Raw genomic sequence first — 20,514 nt, 5'->3', positions numbered from 1 at the left:
CCCTAACCATCTAATACCCTCTTAGGGATAAAAAAGCCTGGCGGAAGGTGCTGGAAATCCTCCAGGACCTTCCGCCAGGGTCTTTTATCCCCACGGTGTAGTGCAGCGCTGCACCCGTGCCGCTCGGTCCAGACCACAGCGCTAACTGTGCGGAACCCTAGGCACGCTCCTAAATATTTCATACTTTTGTCCCTATAGGGAACACTAAATTGTTACAGATTCATTATAGATACGAATTGTTATACTGTCAATATGTATATTAATTGATTGTTTATTCTGATAAAATCTAGGCTTTACTGTAAGGAAATATAGAGTTGGCGAGCCGTTATGTACACAAAATACACATTATGAATAGGAAAATCGGATACCTTGATCCAGGGGCGCTTATCAAGGTTTTCTCGAGCCAACTCGGCGGACATCACCATTTCTCAATGTATATTTATGCATATCACTGTACTCTAATAGCGGGATGAGCAACTTGCGCGTTGTCTGCAGTAAATCTCGCAATTCTGCCACTGTAGCCGTCACTGAATCCTGCAAATATGCTTGAATACGCGAAACATTGTATTGCAATGTTTTACGGTATACAAAAATCTCGCCCAATCGGACTAAATCTCCAGCCTGTAACAGGCAGTCATAAATCGGCTTAGCATCAGACGGCTTAATCGCCAACTCCCGAGCCAAAACTTCGCCATCGATGGCAATTAGGTTAGTTGTTCCCAACGCCTGCTCTACTCTGTTTTTAACGTCCTCCAGCCATACGCCATGCGCAACCCTATGCTCGGGCAGAGCTACCACTGCCCCGTTTGTGGCTAGAAGCCGCTTCTGTTCCCATAACAGCAGTAAATGATCAAACCACTTTTCCTCAAGCCCTACAGATTGTCTGGCTTCCTCCCTCACTAATCCCGCTGCTGCCGGAGCGGCCGCGTGCGCCTGTTTCAGTCGCAGTTGTAGTTGCTCACAGAGCTGAGCAGCTTTGATCGAGGACAGATAACTGTCACCTAGTCGCAGGATTTTTTCTTGCTGTTCCAAACTCTCCAAAAGCAATAAACAGCTTTGATCATCAAGATAACCAGCAGCTCGTCGTATTTCTGCCAGTGACAGCGGCTTTGGCGACCCTGTCACCATTGTTGCTAAAAATGCTGCCCTGTCCCCCCGCTTCATGGCGATAACTAGATTTTCCAAAGAGCCTGGCGAGCGATGCACTGGCGCCGTTGCTAATAGGGTTATGCCACCAATCAACACCTGTGGCGAATACAACCTTACAATTCCGCGTTCACCAGCTCCTCCTGGTAGTGTCCGTTCCAGGCTGAGACGGACCATGCCAGTTGGCAGCAGCCGTGGGCGACGTACGCGCCCGATCCATTCTCCAGTACCGATATGCAACCTAATCCGGGTTCCACTTTTGACTTCACTGCTCCAGTCTGCTGTGACATCCCACAGCTTGCTGACCTGAGACCGCTCCGGGCAGCTAAGCAGCATGCCACGTTCGACCTGGCTGCCGTCAACGCCTGATAGATTGATCGCGGCTCGTTGACCGGCAAAGGACTGGCTGGTTGTTTTTCCGTGACATTCTAGCCCTCGTACTTTGACCGCCGCGCCTAACGGCTCTAGTCGCAGCACCTGTCCTGTGACAACCGAACCACTGAGAATGGAGCCGGTAACGACAACACCATGACCCTTTACTAAAAATACGCGGTCAATCCAAAGCCGAAACGGCGCATTTCCATCTCTGCCTGTCACTGAGTCCGCGGCGTTTACCAGACCGTGCCGCAGTTCATGCATACCCTGACCAGTCAGCGAAGAAACAGGAAACACCGGCGCGGTAGCCAGAAAAGTGTCTTTCGTTAATCGGCCGATTTCCTCAATTATCAACTCAAGCCATTGGCTATCCGTTTTGTCGATTTTTGTGACAGCAACAATGCCTGTCTTAACTTCATATTGGTTTAACATGGCCAAATGCTCGATCGTTTGCGGCATGACGCCCTCATCTGCGGCGACCACCAGCAACGCTAGGTCAATACCGCCAGCGCCAGCCAGCATGTTCTTTAGGAAGCGTTCATGCCCTGGCACATCAACAATTGACGCATCAAGCTGATTTGTCAGCGGTAAATGAGCAAAACCAATATCTATGGAAATTCCTCGCTCTTTTTCTTCTTTTAACCGATCTGTGTCTTGTCCAGTTAGAGCTTTGACAAGAGCTGTCTTGCCATGATCAACATGACCGGCGGTGCCAATAATGACATGTTTCACTCGCTTGCCACCCCCGCGAGCGATAAGCAGGCAGTTCGAATGATTTTCATATCTTCTTCACTGACACAACGAACATCCAGATATATCGCATTTTCTTGCAAACGGCAAATGATCGGCGTGGTCCAGCTTCGCAATGCTAACTCGATTTCGTTGATGCTGCGTCCCTCGACCGTCAGTCGCACCCCGAAACTAGCTATCTCCACCGCCGGAAACGCACCGCCGCCTGATTGCGCCTGCATCGGCGCTGCTTTGGCAAACCAACCCTTGGCGCGTATCGCCCCCAGTTGATGTGCCAGATGCTCAGCTTGGTGCTTAACCTCTTCAACCGGCCGCGTCAATAACCGCAACGCCGGAATATCGATTTTCGGATCACCAATCTCGTAATCCAAAAGAGTGCCTTCCAGAGCGGCCAAAGTCAGCTTATCCACGCGCAACGCTCGTAAAAGTGGGTGCTTCTTGATTTTGGCGATACAATCTTGTTTGCCGGCGATGATGCCAGCCTGGCTGCCACCCAATAACTTATCACCGCTAAATGTTACCACATCCATGCCTGCCGCGATCCGTTCCAAAACAGCAGGCTCACGCCAGCCGCCCAACTCGAGGGGCAACAATGTTCCACTGCCTAAATCATCCAGCAGCACAATTCTCTGCTCTCTGGCTAGTGCGCAGAGCTCCGCATCTGTTGGTTGCTCAGTAAAGCCACATATCCGAAAGTTACTGGTATGGACTTTCATGATGGCGGCAGTTTCCGGCGTGATTGCCTCCTGATAATCAGCAATCCGGGTTCGATTGGTTGTACCGACCTCGACTAGCTTCACACCACTTTGGCGCATCACATCCGGTATTCGGAATGATCCCCCCACTTCAACGAGTTGGCCTCGACTAACTAGGACTTCCTTGCCTGCTGCCAAAGCCGCCAGGGTCAGCAAAACGGCTGCTGCATTATTGTTGACCACTAGCGCGGCCTCAGCCCCGGTCAACCGTGATAGCCGATCTGCCACATGATCATAGCGGCTACCGCGGCCGCCTGACTCTACGTCATACTCCAACGTGCTATACCCTTCCAGTATAGCCTGAGTTCGTTCTGCGGCGCGTCTGCTTAACGGCGCCCGGCCAAGGTTGGTATGCAAGACCAAGCCAGTGGCATTAATCACCCGCTTCAAGCTGGGCATAGCTAGCTGCATTGCCTGTCTTCTGGCGGCGGCCAGCAACGCTTCAGTCGATATATCAACCCGACCTCCAGCCAGCAACGTTTGTCGAGCCATCGTCAAAGTCTCCCGCACAGCCTGTAAGACAACAGTTCGCGGTAGCCCCAAAACTGCCGAAGCCAGAGATGGCATATTTAGCAATTTATCAACAGAGGGAATGTTTCTCAGGTTTAAGTCAGACATTGTTTTCCTCCCCATAGCAAGGTCAGTTTAGTCCTAGTAGTAATTTCCGCATTGTCCTATATTTTCCTTTTCGTTATGTATAGAAATCTTGTGAACTACGTATAATACAGTAAAGAAGACTTGATCCAGGTGGGCCCGCCTGGATCAAGTCGCACTTATCCAGGGGCCTAGCCGCTTTTAACTCCTACTTGGCAGAAGATGGGGGTCTTAGAACGGCTTGGTCATCGGTAAATATGATAACCGGAGACGTAGGTATGACACCACTTTTTGATATATGCTCTCCCACTACTAAAGAGCATCGCTACCCTATCCAAAGCCCAGGCAGCACGTTTGATCTAGCTTCTGGTATACGCTTGCTGGTGCGCGAGGTCAAACCTGTTGGCCGAGAAGTTGTTGTCGTTTGCATTGGCTCTGATCGCTCCACCGGTGATTCGCTAGGCCCTTTGACTGGCAGCAAATTACAGTCATTACACCGCTATCCTCATGTATTCGGCACTCTCGACGAGCCGGTGCATGCGACCAATTTGGCAGAAACGCTCGATCGACTGCATCGCCAGTTTGAAAGTCCCTTTCTGATTGCGGTTGACGCTTGTCTTGGCCGCCTTGACAGTGTAGGCTGCGTAACCATTGGCAAAGGCGCGTTGAAACCTGGCGCCGCAGTCAAAAAGGAACTGCCGCCTGTCGGTGATGTCTATGTAACAGGCATTGTTAACGTTGGCGGTTTCATGGAACATCTAGTTCTGCAAAGCACTCGGCTACAACTGGTGATGAAAATGGCGGAAACGATTGCATCGGCAATCGCCTTCGGTTTGCATACTGGGTCACGGGAACAAGTTTAAAAACCGACGAGGCAGTCCCTTGGGGAGACGGGGTAACGCCACAAGCGCCACTATGGACGGCCATATAACGCAATGTGAACGGATGGGTATTCTACCCCGCTTTGCGGTGCTTGCGCACACTTTAACCGGGCTTCGCGCTAACGTACTTCTACTGTTATAGTTTCTGGACGTTTAAGAAAACAGATCGCCACGCATCACACGATGATCCTGTAATGTCATCGCGAGCGAAGCGCGGCGATCATTTCCATCCTGCTCACTCTACAGATTATCCAACCGATCAACGACTGCGTCTGGTGTCAACCCTTGTGCGTTGATCAGCATAGTACCCTCGGGTCCGTGAGTGCAGACGCTGTTCACCGCGGCCCCACCAGAATATACAACTGCCTCTACAGCGGAGTAGCAGTTTTCCATCGCCACCACTTCATAGCCGCGTTCAGCCAGCCTCTGCTTGATTGGGTCAAGGCCTGTTTCTACCGATACTTTCCGCATGGTAATACACCTCCGCGCTATTGCTGAGGCGGGCTAATGTGCCAGTCCTTTAGCTAATAATTAAGCCGACCTCTGCAGTGTTTAGTATCTGCTGAGGTCGGCTTGTTATACGAATTATTTATTATTCTTCTTTCCAGATGGCGTACCAGCTGGTGTCGCTTCACTCTCCTGACGCATTTCGCAGGCTCCCTTATACACAGCACCTTCGCCAATAACGAGAACACCGACTTTAACATCCCCTTGTACGGTGGCTGTAGGCGAAAGTTCTAATTTCTCCGTTATATTCACATTGCCGATGACTCGTCCAGCAACAACAGCATTGCGAGCGTTTATTTGCGCTTCAGCAATTCCCGTTGGACCGACAATCACATCACTGCTGGTCGTAATTTCACCTTCGATTTTCCCATCAATGCGAATACCGCTATTGGATGAGATTGTACCTCTGAATATAGTGTCTTTGCCGATGATTGTCTCAACTTGGTTGTTAGGAACGCTGGTTCCCACGGCACTTGTATCTCGTTTGCCGCCAAACATTCGTTTGCTCTCCCCCTCAATAACTACAAAAAGTTAGCTGGATTTACGGCAGTACCATTCACGCGCACTTCGTAGTGCAGATGCGAACCAGTGCTTGCGCCTGTACTGCCCATATAGGCGATAACTTCGCCTTTCTTTACTGTCTGACCAACATCTGCAACAATTTGCGTATTGTGCCCATACAGAGTGACAATACCATGCCCATGATCGATCTGTATACATTTTCCATAGCCGCCAAACCAACCGCTCATCACGACTTTCCCATCCGCGGTTGCAACAATGGCAGTTCCATGGCTATTAGCGATGTCAATGCCAGGATGCCAATCGCTTCCCCAGCCAAATGGCGAATTCCGCCAGCCGAATCGCGATGTTACATCACCATTTGTTGGCCAAATTGATGGAGTTACAGCTAGCCTCGCATTGTGTGCAGCAATTTTCTGCTTCAACTCAGCTAGGCTTTGCTCTCTGACCTTCGCTACGGCCTGCAAATCCTCGACCAAGCTGTTCAATTGATCCACATTAGGCTTTGCCTCAGCGCCGCCTTGCCCGCTATAGCGAGAACGGTTGCCGCCGGAACGAGAAACTGGCTCTCCTTCGCCATCGACCATACGTCTAATTTCGGCGTCAAGCACATTCAAGCGACTAACATCTTCTTGCAGTAAAGCCGTTTTTTTCGCTAGCTGCTCAAGTTGGGCGTATTGGTAGCCTGCCTCTTGCCGCAGACGCATTAACTCAGACTTGTCAGCACTAGCCGTATTCAGTGTATACTGGTAGTTTATTAAGAAACCGGTAGCGGCTACCACCAGTGCACAAACCACCGCAGCTGAAACTTTTACTGCTATAATCGGGATTCTAAGACGTACTACAGACTCTCCCTGATGGGGAACAATCATTAGTGTGTATTCCCGTTTATCCGGGCTTTGGACTTCTTTACGTTGCGAATTAACCGCCTTATCCCATAGTTTTCTCAGAGACTTGAGGTTCGGGCGCAGTATCGCCATCCGATCACCACCTGCTAGTTGATTATCCACTTTCATAAATACTAATAAAAGTGCAAGCCCCGCGCAATGTTGCCGTAACAAGCAAATACGTTTTTTATGATTGTACTACTATCCGCCAGCAAATAAATTTCCTTTTTTATCCAATTGCCTAGACTGACCTTTTACTTATTCGTCAAAAAATTGAGATTTCCTTCCTTGAAACTAACATTATTTTCTGGTCCTGCTGCCAAGCAACTCTTTTTCTTCTGCAGTCACCCTATCATTACTGTCAACTATTCTACTGCCAACGCGCGCTGGCGAGGCTGTGGATTTGTTGGAAACAGTTATCGATGAAGCTGATTCCTTGGCTAAGTTGATTGCCTTTTGTTCTTCAGCAGATAAAACATACTTTGATTGCAAGTTGATCACTGGTTTGGCATAGATGCGAGATTCACTGCGACCGTAGAGACTAGACATCACTACTCCATTATTGCGCTCATCCAATAAAGCTAATGCAAAGCTAAGATCACTACCTGTATCTTCAAAAGCATTGAATCGAACCATTCCGACCCGTTGGATGCAAGATTGTAGAATATTTTCCAACCGGTTAGTCTCACCCTTTAGTCGTTCAACTGCCACTACAGCATCTTTAACCTCATCAATGTGTCCAAGCAGCATTCGCTCAATGTTTACTCCCTCTACCCCCTGCATCATCTGCTGATAGCGACGTTGCAGGCTATTCACTCTGGAGTGAAGGCTTATGACCATAACGAAGAGAATGAGTACCAGAATAATAAGTCCAATAAATAAAAATGGCGTATACTGTTGAGAATTTTGCAGGAGGTTATTCATATATTCCATAGTTTCACACCTTTCGAGCATTTTATACCTAAACTGACTAAAATTTGCTAGAGCGTGTTTCAAAAAGCACGCAACCATAGAAAAGAGAGGCTGTTAGAAGCCTCGACTAAACCCAATAGGTTGCTATGACTGCGGCAAATAGTATTGCTGGCAATAAATTTGCCACCTTAATTACTTTTAGTTCTAACATCAGCATAGCAATACCTACGATCAATATCCCGCCAACTGCCGTCATCTCGCGAATAACCGCTTCTCCCAGTACAGACGAAAGCTGGCCGGCCAGCAGGGTGATAGTTCCCTGATACAACAGAATCGTGATACTTGATAACGCAACTCCCGCTCCCATCGCCGAGGTTAGAACCACCGACGAAATACCGTCAAGCATCGACTTAGCGTAAAGCGTGGTAGCATCACCAGTCAACCCATCCTGGATCGAACCGACAATCGCCATGGCGCCAACGCAATAGATGAGACTGGCAGCTACAAAGCCCTGCCCAAGATCGCCATACCTTCCCTTGGTCTGTTCAGACAACCACGCGCCAAACCGGTTCAGACGAGCATCAATATCTGCCCATTCTCCCGCTAGACCGCCAATCACAAGACTTAAAATTACAATAAGGACATTTTTCGTCTTTAATGCCATTTCCAGGCCTATCAATAAAACTGCCAGACCCAGGCCTTGCATGACTGTCTTTTGGTAGCGCTCGGCAAAGCCGCTCCGCAGCAACAGTCCAAGTCCTGAACCCAGCAGCACAACGGCCGCATTAACCAGAGTTCCCTTCACTTTATCATCTTCTTTCTAGAAAGTATAAGTGCTCGTGAAACGGAGAGCGTTGGTAATGTAGCCCCGTTCCCAAGGACTGTATCAGCAGTTTCTCTTATGTCTTTAGCAACGCCCGGCAAGCTTTGATTGTTTGTTCAATCTCCTGACTGCTGTTAAAAAAACCGGGACTAAACCGCACTACGCCGCTTGCCAGCGTTCCTAGTGTTCTATGCGCCCACGGCGCGCACTGGAGCCCCGCCCTGCTGGCGATGCCGTATTCCTCAGCCAAACGCTGTGCAAACCAGCCGCTATCAAATCGGGAAAAGACAGCAGATACGACTGCTGTTTGTAGTTTGGGGTTTGACCATCCGAGTACCCGGACTCCATCCATCGATTGTAAAGCTCTTGCCAATACTACGGCAAATTCCTTTTCCTGCGCGGCAACTTTCTCAATCCCGGTTGCTCTGATAAAGCGAACTCCCTCGCGTAATCCGGCGATTCCTGGCGTATTTTGCGTACCACTTTCCAGACAATCCGGCATAAAGTCTGGTTGTATATCAGATTCCGATACACTGCCTGTGCCGCCATAGCGATATGGCTTTAGCTTTAGTCCAGGCTTTACATATAAACAACCGGTTCCCTGTGGACCAAGCAGTCCTTTGTGCCCGCTTGCTGCCAGCAAATCGATACCTAAGGCCTCGACTTGGATGTGCTCAACCCCGGCCGTCTGTGCCGCATCCACGATAAACAGCGTCCCCTTTGGCAGCAGTGTGCTAACGTCCTCAAGCGGCATAATGCCGCCGGTTACATTAGACGCATGAGCCATGACCAAAGCTTTGGGGGAGTCGGCAAGTGCGGCTTTCAACAAATCGAGCGGCAAGCTGCCATCAGACTGGCAGGGAATAATCCGCAGCTTGATGCCTTTTGTCTCAAGATAGCGCAGCGGCCGAGCAACAGCATTATGTTCCATCGATGTCGTGACAACTGTATCGCCGGCAGTAATACAGCCGGCTAATGCTGTATTGATCGCATCTGTGGCATTAGCAGTAAAACTAATCCGGCTGGAATCAGTGACACCCCATAGAGCGGCGATTTCTTCCCTAGCCTCAAACAATGTCCTGCCGGCTAGCATTGCCATACTATGGCCACCCCGGCCCGGACTGCCGCCCACACTGCGCAGGCAAGAGTCGACTGCTTGATATACCGCTTCCGGTTTAGGCCAACTGGTTGCCGCATTATCAAGATATATCATGGCTGTTCGTCTGTAAATAGGCTTGCCACCAGGGGAAATGGACGCAAAGCCCGTGGCAATATGCCGTGCAGCCAAGCTATTAACACTCCGTAATTGACAATCGGGATATTCTGTTCTCTGGCAACCGACAGCCGGTATACCATCTGCCGGCGATTTAACATGCAAGACCCGCAATGGATAATCAATTTATAGCGTGAGAGATCAGTCGGGAAATCCCCACCTGACACCCAGGTGAAATCGAGGTCCCCTCCCACCCTCTGCCGCAGCCAGCGAGGAATCTTCACTCGTCCAATATCATCCGCCTGGCGGTGGTGAGTACAGCCTTCAGCAACAAGTACAGAATCCCCTGGTTTCAGATCGTCAATCGCTTTTGCGCCAGCGGCCAAGGTGCTAAGATCGCCTTTATGTCTTGCCATCAAGATTGAGAATGAAGTTAGCCAGACATCTGGCGGCGTATCTGCCGACACTTTTAAAAATTCCTGCGAATCGGTGACTACTAACCGCGGCGGTCTTTTCATATTATCAATAACAGATCGCAATTCCCGTTCCTTAGCAACTATACAGATGGCGTCATTGTCTAGCGCGTCACGGATTGCCTGTACTTGCGGTAGAATTAGGCGTCCCTTGGGAGCTGCCAGGTCAATTGGTACAACCATGACAACAGTATCACCAGGCTGCAGCAAGTCTCCGATTAGCGGCTGACCTTCCCAGTCGTCAGGGGCGGCTTGGATGATGGCTTGTTTCAGCTTCTCTATCCCTAACCCGGAAACGGCGCTAGTTACAATAATCGGACAGTCTAGTGTTTTCCCCCACTGTGTTAGGTCTAGCAAAGGAGCTGAACTAACATCAGCTTTATTGATAACTGCCAATAACGGTATCTTTCTCTCACGAACCACTGCCGCAAGAGCGATTTCCTCATCACCTACGCCGGTGGCAGGATCGATAACAAGTAGCGCCAAATCGGTCTTATTTAAAACTTGCATCGTTCGCTCCACCCGCAAGGCGCCTAATTCACCGACATCGTCAATACCGGCGGTATCAATAAACATGACCGGGCCGACTGGCAGTAACTCCATTGCTTTATAGACAGGGTCTGTCGTCGTACCAGCTACATCTGAGACCAGTGCAATATCCTGACCGGTTAACGCATTAATCATACTCGATTTACCTGCGTTGCGGCGACCGAACAACGCGATATGCAGGCGGTCTCCCTTTGGTGTTTCCTGCATCATTACCACCTCACTGCCGTCTTATTCTAGCATCACTTGCCGCGCCCCGGCCGTGTCATGGCTTGAGGTCGCAGGATCGCCGCCAATTCCTCGGCGGTTAAGATGTTTTCCTCTAAGGCAATTTTCTCGATAGTCCGGCCGGAATGGTATGCCATTCGAGCCAACTCTGTCGCCTTATCATAACCAATATGCGGCGCCAGTGCTGTCGCAGTTGCGCCGCTACCTAACAATAATGCTTGGCAACGTTCTGGACAGGCGCTGATGCCTTGAATACAAGAGAAAGCCAGACTTTTGGCTGCGTTAGTCAGTATGCCTATACTGCCTAACAGATGATGCGCCAGTAACGGTAAAAATGCATTGAGTTCCAACTGGCCAGCCTGAGCAGCTAGCGTGATGGCCATATCAGATGCCATCACATGAAATGCCGCTTGGTTTACAGCCTCCGGAATTACGGGATTAACCTTACCTGGCATAATTGACGATCCTGCCTGCTTCTCCGGAAGCCGGATTTCCCCCAATCCGGCATAGGGACCGGATGCGAGCAAACGAAAATCATTGCAGATTTTTGTCAGATTAACAGCTAACGCTTTTAGCAGCCCCGATACTTCGACAAAAACATCAGCATTCTGCGTTGCATCGACCATATCCTCCGCTCTGGCTATGCCCACGCCCGCAAAGCGGCGAGTCTTCTCATTTACTAAATGGATATAGCGAATATCGGCGTTTAGTCCTGTCCCAATCGCAGTGCCGCCTAAATTTACTTGGCGCAGACGTTCTTCCGCTTTATATAAGCGCCAACGATCTCGTGCCACTGCCTGCGCGTAGGCCCCAAACTCCTGGCCTAAGAGTACAGGCACAGCGTCCTGGAGCTGTGTCCGCCCTACTTTAATGACACCGGCAAACTCCCGCTCTTTTGCTTGCAGTTCTTCCTGCAGTTGAGCGCAGGCGTCACAGAGCGATCGGATCAGCCAAATAGCTGCAATCCGTAACCCGGTTGGATATACGTCATTGGTTGATTGACCCAAATTTACGTGTTCCAGCGGATGAACGCGGTGATAATCACCCTTCTGAGCCCCAATCAGTTCACAAGCACGATTGGCTAGCACTTCGTTTACATTCATGTGTGTCGAAGTGCCTGCGCCGCCCTGCAGAGCATCGACAATAAACTGATCACTAAATTGTCCTGCCATCACTTCACTGGCTGCCTGCGAAATTGCGGCGCCAATTTCCTTATCGAGGAAGCCTAGTTCCATATTGGCTTCGGCTGCTGCTTTCTTAACTAGAGCGATTGCTTCGATTAAACGAGGGTGGCTGGGCAATCCACTAAGAGAAAAGTTTTCTCTCGCTCGCATTGTATGTATCCCATAGTAGGCATCTACCGGAATATCTTTTTCCCCAAGCAAATCATGCTCCCGTCTCACGACTTGCCCATCTGGGTGTTCCGCGTGAAACATTAGACAACAATCGGTCCGCGTAGCTTTGTGGCTGCCACCTGCTGCTGTGCAGATAAGCACTCGAGTATGCGTTCTAAGTCCTCTGAATTATAGAAGTCGATCTCAATCTTACTTTTCATCTTTCCTGGCTTAATCCGCACTTGAGTTCCTAGTGCCAGCTTGAATTTATCTTCCATTTCAGTGATGAAGAACTCGCGTTGATCACTCACTGGCGATTTAGCCTTTTTCTCCTTCTTGCTGCAGAGACGTTTTACCAACTCTTCCGCATCACGGGCATTGAGGTCTTCCTCAATAATCATCCGCGCCGCTTCACATTGGATCGCTGGATCTTCCACCGCTAACAGCGGTCTCGCTTGCCCCATCGATAATGTTCCACGTGAAACATATTCTTGGACTTCAGGTTGAAGGTTGAGTAAACGAAGCATATTGGCAACCATCGAACGACTCCGACCAATTTTGCGAGCTACCTCTTCTTGGGTAAGTCCAAATTCGGTCATTAACTGTTGAAAAGCAGCTGCTTCTTCCAACGCATTCAGGTCTTTGCGCTGTAGATTTTCGATCAACGCAATTTCGGTCATCTCGCTGTCAGTGTAATCGCGGACAACTGCCGGAATTACACTAAGTCCAGCCAGTTGTGAAGCACGCCAACGTCGCTCGCCAGCGACTAGATCATAGCCCTCCGGACTGCGCCGAACAATAATTGGCTGAATTACTCCATATTGTCTGATTGAGCGCGCCAGTTCATCCAAGGCTTCCTGATCAAATACCCGTCTAGGTTGAAACGGATTCGGCTTAATCAACTTAATTACCACTTCGAGTGTTTCATCGTGTTCAGTCACCGTATCAGCTGATGCGAAAAATGCTCCCAGTCCCTTACCTAAACCACGCTTAGCAGTCATCTCCCACTACCTCCTTGGCCAACTCACAATACACTTCGGCTCCTCTTGACTTTGGATCATAACGGGCAATTGGTTTACCATGACTTGGTGCTTCGCTCAGCCTGACATTACGAGGAATGATCGTTCGGTATACTTTGTGCCGAAAATGACGTTTAACTTCATCAACCACTTGAATCGACAGATTGGTTCGTCCATCAAACATGGTTAACACCACACCTTCAAGAGTTAACGCTGGATTCAGGTTTTTCTGCACTAATGTTACGGTATTCATTAATTGGGTTAGACCTTCTAACGCGTAAAATTCACACTGGATCGGTACCAAGACCGAATTAGCAGCTGTCAGAGCGTTAATTGTCAGCAAACCAAGTGACGGTGGACAATCAATCAACACATAATCAAACTGATGCTTTACTCGATCAAGCATTCGTTTAAGACGGCTCTCACGCGACATCACTGGAACAAGCTCAATTTCAGCACCTGCTAACTGAATTGTGGCAGGCAGAACCTTCAAATTCGGAATTTGCGTATCCAGGATCATCGAATCCATCGCAACATCATTAACCAAAGCATCATAAATGGATCGTTTAATAGCAGTTTTGCTAATGCCCAAACCACTGGTTGCGTTACCTTGCGGATCAGAGTCGATTAAGAGAACTTTTTTCTCTAAATCGGCTAAACAAGCGGATAAATTGACTGCGGTGGTTGTCTTGCCGACGCCGCCTTTTTGGTTGGCAATAGCGATTACTTTTACCACATGCCTCACCTTTCTGCTTTCCTTATTACATCTAGCTTAAATTCCACATACAAAACCGGGATTCCTGCACATAACTCATTCTGCAAAAGATATCGCTCCTTGACAGTGAATCTTAGCTATGGTAGCGTTAAGAAAAACCGTTCGTGGGGTACAGGAAACGATTCCACAGAGTACACAGAGGAACCCAGAGGGTACCCACAGAGTGATTAAGCTTTCCATCTGAAACATACTCATTTTCCGTGTCTGTGACCTCTGTGCGCCCTCCTTTACTCTGTGGAAATGCAATCCCATCCACTTCGTGAACTTATAAATACTCTTGCTATTTAGAAGGGAGATTGAAAATGATTTTATTTGATGGCGCAATGGGAACCATGCTGCAACAAGCAGGCCTTCCCGCCGGAGCCTGTCCGGAAGCTTGGTGTCTGGTCAAACCAGAACTAGTTACAGCAGTACACAAAAAATATGTCGATAGCGGTGCTACTGTTATCGAAACAAATACCTTTGGCGCTAGTCGCCCCAAATTGGCGCATTATGGCTTAGCCGATTCAGTTAAAGAGATCTGCTTTGCAGCAGTCCGGGCTGCTCGCGAGGCTTGTCAGCCCAATACGAGAATTGCAGGATCAGTCGGCCCAACTGGCCAGTTGCTGCAGCCATTAGGTGAATTAGCGTTTGAAGACGCTTACCAGGCCTTCGCCGAACAGATCTCTGCTCTTGACGAAGCGGGAGTAGACTATATTCTTATCGAAACTATCATTGACATTCAAGAAATGCGCGCAGCATTGTTAGCTGCAAAAGCGGTCAGCAAAAAACCTGTCATCTGCCAACTGACCTTCGAAAAAGATGGACGTACGGTAACAGGGACAGATCCCCAGACTGCAGCAGTCATTCTCGACAAGCTTGGGGCTGACATCATTGGTGCAAATTGTTCACTCGGGCCGTCGCAACTCGTTAGCGTCGTTGAAGCGATGTCTGCCATAACCCAAAAACCGATCATTGTCCAGCCTAATGCCGGCATGCCTGAATTAGAGAACGGAAAAACCCACTATCATATGAGTCCTGATGAATTTGCTGGTTGGATTCCTAAGCTCGCTGCTGCTGGCGCTACATATTTCGGCGGTTGCTGCGGCACAACGCCAGAACATATTCGAGCCGCACGCTACATAATTGATAACTTACAGACTTCAACTAAGAATTGGCCACAGCTAGTGAAGGCAGTTGTTTTAGCCAGTCGCAGCCAGCGTGTATATATAGGAAAGGATTTTCCAACCGCCATTATCGGTGAGCGGATTAACCCCACCGGCCGCAAGGCGATGGCTGCAGAACTGCAAGCAGGCAAATTCCAAGCGGTTAAACGCGAGGCTTTATTACAAATACAAGCAGGCGCTACTGTATTAGATATCAACATGGGAGTAGCCGGAATTGACCAGGCTCCCCTCATGCGGCGTGCGGTTGAGCAACTTGCCGTCATGACCAAAGTGCCACTGGCCATTGATACAACCGACCCTGCCGCCTTAGAGGCCGGGCTGCGTGCCTTCCCTGGACGCGCGCTCGTCAATTCTGTCAGCGCCGAACCGGAAAGAATTGAAGCCTTCTTACCGATCGCGAAAAAGTATGGCGCCGCAGTCCTTTGTCTGCCGCTCACACCAGGTGGCGTACCGGCAACTGCTGCCGAACGTGTCGCCATCATCCGCCAGATTATTGCTGCCGCAACAGGTGCCGGTTTAACGGAAAATGATTTACTACTTGATGCATTGGCGCTAACAGTCGCAGCAGATAGTCAAGCCGCGCTGGAGACGTTACATACCCTCACCGCTTATCGCGAAAATTTCGGTCTGCCGTCTGTCATGGGCCTGAGCAACGTTTCCTTCGGATTGCCTAGGCGTGATTTATTAAATGGAGCTTTTTGTGCTATGGCACTTGCAGCCGGCCTAGATGCACCGATTTTAAATCCATATGACCCCTTGATGAAAGACCTGCTTGCTGCATCTGCCGTACTACTCGGTAAAGACCAGCACGCAAAAAAATACAGTTCTTCCTACGTCCACTCAACTGCCGCGGTAGCTACTACCACAGATAAGCCAACTCAATTACCGATAACGCCTGCTTTGCAAAAAACTGATACACCAGACGTTCTCGAAACAATTAAACAATGTGTTATTACCGGTGAAAAGGACCGAGTACAACCTCTCGTTAAACAAGCTTTAGCCGATGGCCATACTCCCCTTACTATCACCGATATTTCACTGACCGGAGCTATGACTGAAATCGGTAAAGATTTTGGCGCCGGACTCACCTTTCTACCACAAGTGCTCTTATCAGCAGAAACGATGAAAGTTGCCTTCCAAGCCATTCGTGAGATAATGCCAGCGCATCAGACTGTTTCACGTGGAACAATCCTCTTAGCCACTGTGAAAGGTGATATCCATGATCTGGGAAAAAATATCGTAGCTGCCCTTATGGAAAATAATGGTTTTCAAGTGATCGACCTCGGCAAAGACGTAAGTTCAGAGAAAGTAGTTGCTGCCGCCTTAGAATACAAAGCCGATATTGTCGGATTATGCGCATTGATGACAACAACACTGCCTCAAATCGACATAACTATTCAAGAGTTACGAAAAGCTGGTTGCCAGATGGCAGTGATTGCAGGCGGTGCGGTGCTAACAGAAGAATATGCCAAAAGCGCCGGAGCAAGTTATGCCTCTGATGCTGTGGCCGCAGTAGCTATTTGCAAAAAAATCACAGGACATTAAACTGTATAGTAACAAAACGCCATTAAAAGAGCGCAGACGCCATCACCTAATGAGTGACAGCGTCTGCGCTCTTCGCTTCTATTGAAATAGGGATGCATTTCTTTGAACCGTCAAAACGCCATGCGTACTGCGTGCGCCGCCAAAATGTTCCGCTTTGCAGTCTTTAGTCGATGTTTAAGCGAGATCTTCCGAAATTTATATTGTGATCTTACTACACAGGGCTTTTGGGAAAGTACGGGGCACAAATCCACAGAGGGCGCAGAGCGGTAAAAAGGACACAACGGGGTACAGTTTAGGGCCAGCATAGCTGGCAAGCTATATAATACTCCTCTGTGAACTCTGTGTGACCTCCTTTCCTCTGTGGAAATGTAACCTCGTCCGCTTCGCGAGCTTAAACTTTTGGGTAGTTCAAAAAGGCCTTCCCTAAGAAAGGCCCTGATCAATAAATACAACTACTTTTTCTTCGGTATTTTCATCGTAAGGGTTACATATTCGTCATCTTGTTCCTGCTTCAAATTGACCAGCAACCCGGCCTTCTTCATGTCGGAAACAAGACTATTGATCGTATTGATGAAAATCCGCACATCCTTGATCAATCGAATCACATTGCGGCGTGGCTGATTGGGCATCTTTTCCCGGGAAATGTTTTCGACAATTTCTTCAATTGCAGTTTCAGTTTCCCTGACATTAAGCCCCTTATCACGAATTAGTTGCACCATTTCGCGCTGTGTCTGCGGCGTCTCGAGTTTCAGCAAGGCCCGAGCGTGCCGTTCGGTTAAACTAAACTCACGCAGACTAGCCCTCACATCTGGCTCCAATTTAAGCAACCGCAATTTATTGGCAACTGTCGACTGACTTTTACCAACCCGCTTAGCCATTTCATCCTGGGTTAAGCCAAATTGGGAGATCAGTAGCTGATACCCCTCCGCTTCCTCGAGAAAATGCAGATCCTCGCGTTGCAGATTTTCAATCATCGCCAATTCGGCCATCTCTTTGTCTGAAATTGACCGCACAATCACCGGCACAAACGGCAGCTCAGCCAAAATAGAGGCCCGCAGTCTCCGTTCACCAGCAATCAATTCCAGACCATCGGCAGTTTTGCGAACAATCAACGGCTGTAAAATGCCGAATTCACGAATCGACGCCGCCAATTCTTGTAGCGACTCCTCGTGAAAGGTCTTCCTTGGCTGAAAGGGATTTGGCCGTACGTCTTCCTGGCGCACATGAAGAATCTCACCCTCAGGTGTCTCATCCACCACAACAGCGGCTGACGCTAGCTCTTCTTGAACAGTAATATCAGGAACTTGATGCAATATAACTTTCGTCGGTTCTTGGTTAGCTTTATCAGATCCGATCCCCAGGAATCTGGCGATACTCTTCATAACGACACCGCCTTACAAAATTAGCTGAATACCTATTCGCCACGACTGCGAGATTTTCCTTCTTTTGGAAAATCATGGCAGTGGATTTTTTTCCGGGGTTCCCGGGCGGCGTGGATAAGCTGCCGGTGTCGCCTTAATCTTATCAATATAAATTACCCCACGGCTATCAGGCAAGCGCGGCAGTTTGATAGGTCGCAGTTCCCGTAGCCGTCCGCCCAACAAAGCGATAGCCGGTTCAGCCTCAACCGCTTCTTCACGAAACTGAGCGCCTTTCAGAGCGATAAAGCAGCCGCCAGGCTTAAGCAAAGGCAGACACAATTCAGCCAGAACATTCAAGCGAGCCACCGCTCGCGAAGTTGCCACAGCGAAGCTTTCGCGAAGCTTAGCTTGACGCCCCGCCTCTTCCGCTCTGGCGTGGACACAAGACACCTCAGACAACTGCAGTTCTGTGGTCAATAGCTCCAAGAAATTAATTCGCTTATTCAGCGAATCTAGAAGTGTCAGCGACAAATCAGGACGGAGAATTTTTAACGGTACGCCGGGAAATCCCGCCCCTGTCCCGACATCAATCACTGAGCAACCTAAAGGAAACACAGCCGGGTCATAGCAAGACAACGAGTCGATGATATGTTTAACCGCAACTTCTTCTGGTTCAGTAATCGCAGTCAAATTCACTTTTTGATTCCACTCTGTTAGCAATTGATAATAAACAGTAAATTGACCAACTTGGCGTTCGGTCAAGTCTATCCCATATTCAGCCGCCACCGCAGTCAAAATTTCGCTAAACGACACTACTCTGCCTCCTTCCGGCGCTGCTGCTCTAGATAAACCATTAGAATTGAGATATCAGCAGGTGAAACACCAGAAATTCGTGATGCCTGTCCAATTGATTGGGGCCGAATTTTCTCCAGCTTTTGCACAGCTTCCTTGGCTAACCCATGAATCGACTGATAGTCAATATTATCAGCTAAACGCTTAGACTCCAGCCGTGAGGCCCGGTCGACTTGTTCCATTTGCTTTTTGATATAGCCTTCATATTTTGCTGCAATTTCCACCTGTGTCTGTACAGCAACTTCAACCGGTGGCAGGCTAAAATGAGTAGCCAACAACGAATAGTTTACCTCGGTCCGTCGCAGCAAATCATAAAGACTAATACCAGAACGGATTTCCACCGTTCCCATGGCAGAAAGCTTTTCCTGATTTTCTGGCGTAGGACTGATGATTGTTTGTTTAAGAAATGCCGCAGCTTGCTCGATTCCATTACGCTTAGCCGTAAACCGATGATAGCGTTCATCACTGACCAACCCTAGCGAACGACCGATTTCCGTCAAGCGCAGATCAGCATTATCCTGACGCAGTACTAAACGATATTCAGCACGGGAAGTCATCATCCGATAGGGCTCTAACGTGCCTTTTGTCACCAAATCATCAATTAACACACCAATATAAGCGTCCGACCGACTGAGCACCAGCGGCTCTTTACCGTTTAGGAGTTGTGCAGCATTAATCCCGGCTAGCAAACCTTGGGCCGCTGCCTCCTCATAGCCAGAACTGCCATTTGTCTGTCCGGCGCAAAATAAGCCAGAGATCGCCTTTGTTTCCAAAGAAGGCTTTAATTGCGTCGGGTCGACACAATCATATTCAATTGCATAGGCGGGGCGCATGATTTGAACCTGCTCTAAGCCAGGGATGGTACGGAGAAACTGATACTGCACCTCCACCGGCAAACAACTCGACATCCCCTGCACATACATCTCATTTGTGTCTAGTCCCTCTGGCTCGATAAACAGTTGATGCGATTCTTTCTCGGCGAAGCGAACCACTTTATCTTCAATTGACGGGCAATAGCGCGGTCCAGTTCCCTCAATGACACCCATATATAAGGGTGACCGATGCAAATTAGACCGAATCACTGCATGAGTGCGCTCGTTGGTGTAGGTCAGCCAGCAGGGAACCTGCTCACGAGTCGTAGCATCAGTCATAAACGAAAAGCTATGCGCCTCTGTATCGCCATTTTGAATCAGCATTTTGCTGAAATCCAGACTGCGGCTGTCAACTCTAGCCGGGGTCCCTGTCTTAAACCGCATCAGCGAAAGACCAATCTCGCGCATCGACACTGACAACTTATCAGCAGAGCGCTGACCATTCGGGCCACCGGAATATTGAGTTTCGCCGAGGATTACTTTACCCCGCAAATAGGTGCCTGTCGCCAGAATCAAACAGCGGCAGGAAAATAACTCGCCTGTTTCTGTTTCTATGCCTGCAACCTTCCGGTTAGACAGGCAGATTTTTTCCACTAACAGTTGCTTAACATCAAGACCTGGCTGGTTTTCTACCGTCTGTTTCATCGCCGCTTGATACTGTTTTTTATCTGCTTGTGCACGCAAAGCGTGAACTGCTGGCCCCTTAGCCGTGTTGAGCATCCGCATCTGAATCAAAGTTTGATCAGCAATGACACCCATCTGGCCACCCAGAGCATCAATTTCCCGCACTAAATGCCCTTTTGCCGATCCGCCAATCGACGGGTTACAAGGGAGCATTGCAATATTATCCATAGTCAGGGTTGTTAATAACGTTTTCGCTCCCATGCGGGCTGCAGCCAAGGCTGCTTCACAACCGGCATGACCGGCGCCGACGACAATGACATCATAGTCACCGCAATGAAACGAATTGGACTCAGACAT

General features: G+C 49.0%; 17 protein-coding genes and 1 riboswitch. Of the genes, 2 read left to right on the top strand and 15 right to left on the bottom strand.

Annotation, left to right across the window (positions count from 1 at the left end; translation table 11 throughout):
• Nucleotides 1-70: 70 nt before the first annotated feature.
• Nucleotides 71-172, bottom strand: a riboswitch (guanidine-I (ykkC/yxkD leader).
• Between the two features lie 215 nt (nt 173-387).
• Together selB and selA are read right to left on the bottom strand one after the other, a co-directional pair.
• Nucleotides 388-2,253, bottom strand: coding sequence for a selenocysteine-specific translation elongation factor (gene selB / locus AXX12_RS12980; protein WP_066243425.1), 1,866 nt, complete (start codon nt 2,251-2,253; stop codon nt 388-390).
• Entirely contained in the window at nt 2,250-3,644 is a 1,395-nt protein-coding gene (gene selA, locus AXX12_RS12975; RefSeq protein WP_156478665.1) for an L-seryl-tRNA(Sec) selenium transferase, read from the bottom strand. Before selA ends, selB begins: the two co-directional genes overlap by 4 nt.
• Nucleotides 3,645-3,898: 254 nt before the next feature.
• Between selA and yyaC the strand changes: the two genes are divergently transcribed.
• On the top strand, nt 3,899-4,483 hold the full coding sequence (gene yyaC, locus AXX12_RS12970; protein ID WP_066243418.1) for a spore protease YyaC: 585 nt from the start codon (nt 3,899-3,901) through the stop codon (nt 4,481-4,483).
• A gap of 258 nt (nt 4,484-4,741) precedes the next feature.
• Here the strand turns inward: yyaC and AXX12_RS12965 are convergent, their stop codons facing one another.
• The 10 genes from AXX12_RS12965 to AXX12_RS12920 all read right to left on the bottom strand — a co-directional run bounded on the left by AXX12_RS12965 (nt 4,742) and on the right by AXX12_RS12920 (nt 13,707).
• Nucleotides 4,742-4,972 carry a YkuS family protein gene (locus tag AXX12_RS12965; RefSeq protein WP_066243414.1) on the bottom strand — a complete coding sequence of 77 codons (231 nt, stop codon included), beginning with the start codon at nt 4,970-4,972 and terminating at the stop codon, nt 4,742-4,744.
• A 114-nt stretch (nt 4,973-5,086) separates the two neighbouring features.
• Nucleotides 5,087-5,506 (bottom strand): bactofilin family protein, encoded by a 420-nt coding sequence (locus AXX12_RS12960; RefSeq protein WP_066243412.1) that lies wholly within the window; start codon nt 5,504-5,506, stop codon nt 5,087-5,089.
• A 23-nt stretch (nt 5,507-5,529) separates the two neighbouring features.
• Complete coding sequence (locus tag AXX12_RS12955) at nt 5,530-6,507, bottom strand: M23 family metallopeptidase (protein ID WP_082816860.1); 978 nt, start codon at nt 6,505-6,507, stop codon at nt 5,530-5,532.
• 207 nt (nt 6,508-6,714) lie between these two features.
• Nucleotides 6,715-7,347, bottom strand: a complete 633-nt coding sequence (locus tag AXX12_RS12950; RefSeq protein ID WP_066243408.1) for a DUF4446 family protein — start codon at nt 7,345-7,347, stop codon at nt 6,715-6,717.
• A 106-nt stretch (nt 7,348-7,453) separates the two neighbouring features.
• Nucleotides 7,454-8,131, bottom strand: coding sequence for a DUF554 domain-containing protein (locus AXX12_RS12945; protein WP_066243405.1), 678 nt, complete (start codon nt 8,129-8,131; stop codon nt 7,454-7,456).
• Between the two features lie 94 nt (nt 8,132-8,225).
• Nucleotides 8,226-9,362 carry an aminotransferase class V-fold PLP-dependent enzyme gene (locus AXX12_RS12940; protein WP_066243402.1) on the bottom strand — a complete coding sequence of 379 codons (1,137 nt, stop codon included), beginning with the start codon at nt 9,360-9,362 and terminating at the stop codon, nt 8,226-8,228.
• The gene (gene hydF, locus AXX12_RS12935; protein WP_066243399.1) at nt 9,359-10,591 is read right to left on the bottom strand and encodes a [FeFe] hydrogenase H-cluster maturation GTPase HydF; all 1,233 of its coding nucleotides are present in this window, start codon (nt 10,589-10,591) and stop codon (nt 9,359-9,361) included. Before hydF ends, AXX12_RS12940 begins: the two co-directional genes overlap by 4 nt.
• Nucleotides 10,592-10,623: 32 nt before the next feature.
• On the bottom strand, nt 10,624-12,012 hold the full coding sequence (locus tag AXX12_RS12930) for an aspartate ammonia-lyase (protein WP_231881890.1): 1,389 nt from the start codon (nt 12,010-12,012) through the stop codon (nt 10,624-10,626).
• A gap of 32 nt (nt 12,013-12,044) precedes the next feature.
• Complete coding sequence (locus AXX12_RS12925; protein WP_066243394.1) at nt 12,045-12,944, bottom strand: ParB/RepB/Spo0J family partition protein; 900 nt, start codon at nt 12,942-12,944, stop codon at nt 12,045-12,047.
• Nucleotides 12,934-13,707: a ParA family protein gene (locus tag AXX12_RS12920; protein WP_066243392.1), complete on the bottom strand. Its 774-nt coding sequence runs from the start codon at nt 13,705-13,707 to the stop codon at nt 12,934-12,936. The genes AXX12_RS12925 and AXX12_RS12920 overlap by 11 nt, the downstream gene beginning before the upstream one ends.
• Before the next feature lie 332 nt (nt 13,708-14,039).
• Here AXX12_RS12920 and AXX12_RS12915 point away from each other — a divergent pair, with 332 nt between their 5' ends.
• Nucleotides 14,040-16,448: a homocysteine S-methyltransferase family protein gene (locus tag AXX12_RS12915; protein ID WP_066243389.1), complete on the top strand. Its 2,409-nt coding sequence runs from the start codon at nt 14,040-14,042 to the stop codon at nt 16,446-16,448.
• A gap of 452 nt (nt 16,449-16,900) precedes the next feature.
• Here AXX12_RS12915 and noc read toward each other — a convergent pair whose 3' ends face one another.
• From noc to mnmG, 3 genes are all read right to left on the bottom strand, one after another.
• Nucleotides 16,901-17,830 (bottom strand): nucleoid occlusion protein, encoded by a 930-nt coding sequence (gene noc, locus AXX12_RS12910; protein ID WP_066243386.1) that lies wholly within the window; start codon nt 17,828-17,830, stop codon nt 16,901-16,903.
• Between the two features lie 72 nt (nt 17,831-17,902).
• Complete coding sequence (gene rsmG, locus AXX12_RS12905) at nt 17,903-18,622, bottom strand: 16S rRNA (guanine(527)-N(7))-methyltransferase RsmG (protein WP_066243384.1); 720 nt, start codon at nt 18,620-18,622, stop codon at nt 17,903-17,905.
• On the bottom strand, nt 18,622-20,514 hold the full coding sequence (gene mnmG, locus AXX12_RS12900) for a tRNA uridine-5-carboxymethylaminomethyl(34) synthesis enzyme MnmG (RefSeq protein ID WP_066243381.1): 1,893 nt from the start codon (nt 20,512-20,514) through the stop codon (nt 18,622-18,624). The genes rsmG and mnmG overlap by 1 nt, the downstream gene beginning before the upstream one ends.

Origin of the sequence: Anaerosporomusa subterranea, from assembly GCF_001611555.1 — a bacterium.
Lineage (GTDB): Bacteria > Bacillota > Negativicutes > Sporomusales > Acetonemataceae > Anaerosporomusa > Anaerosporomusa subterranea.
This window is presented reverse-complemented; position numbering and strand designations above follow the sequence as displayed.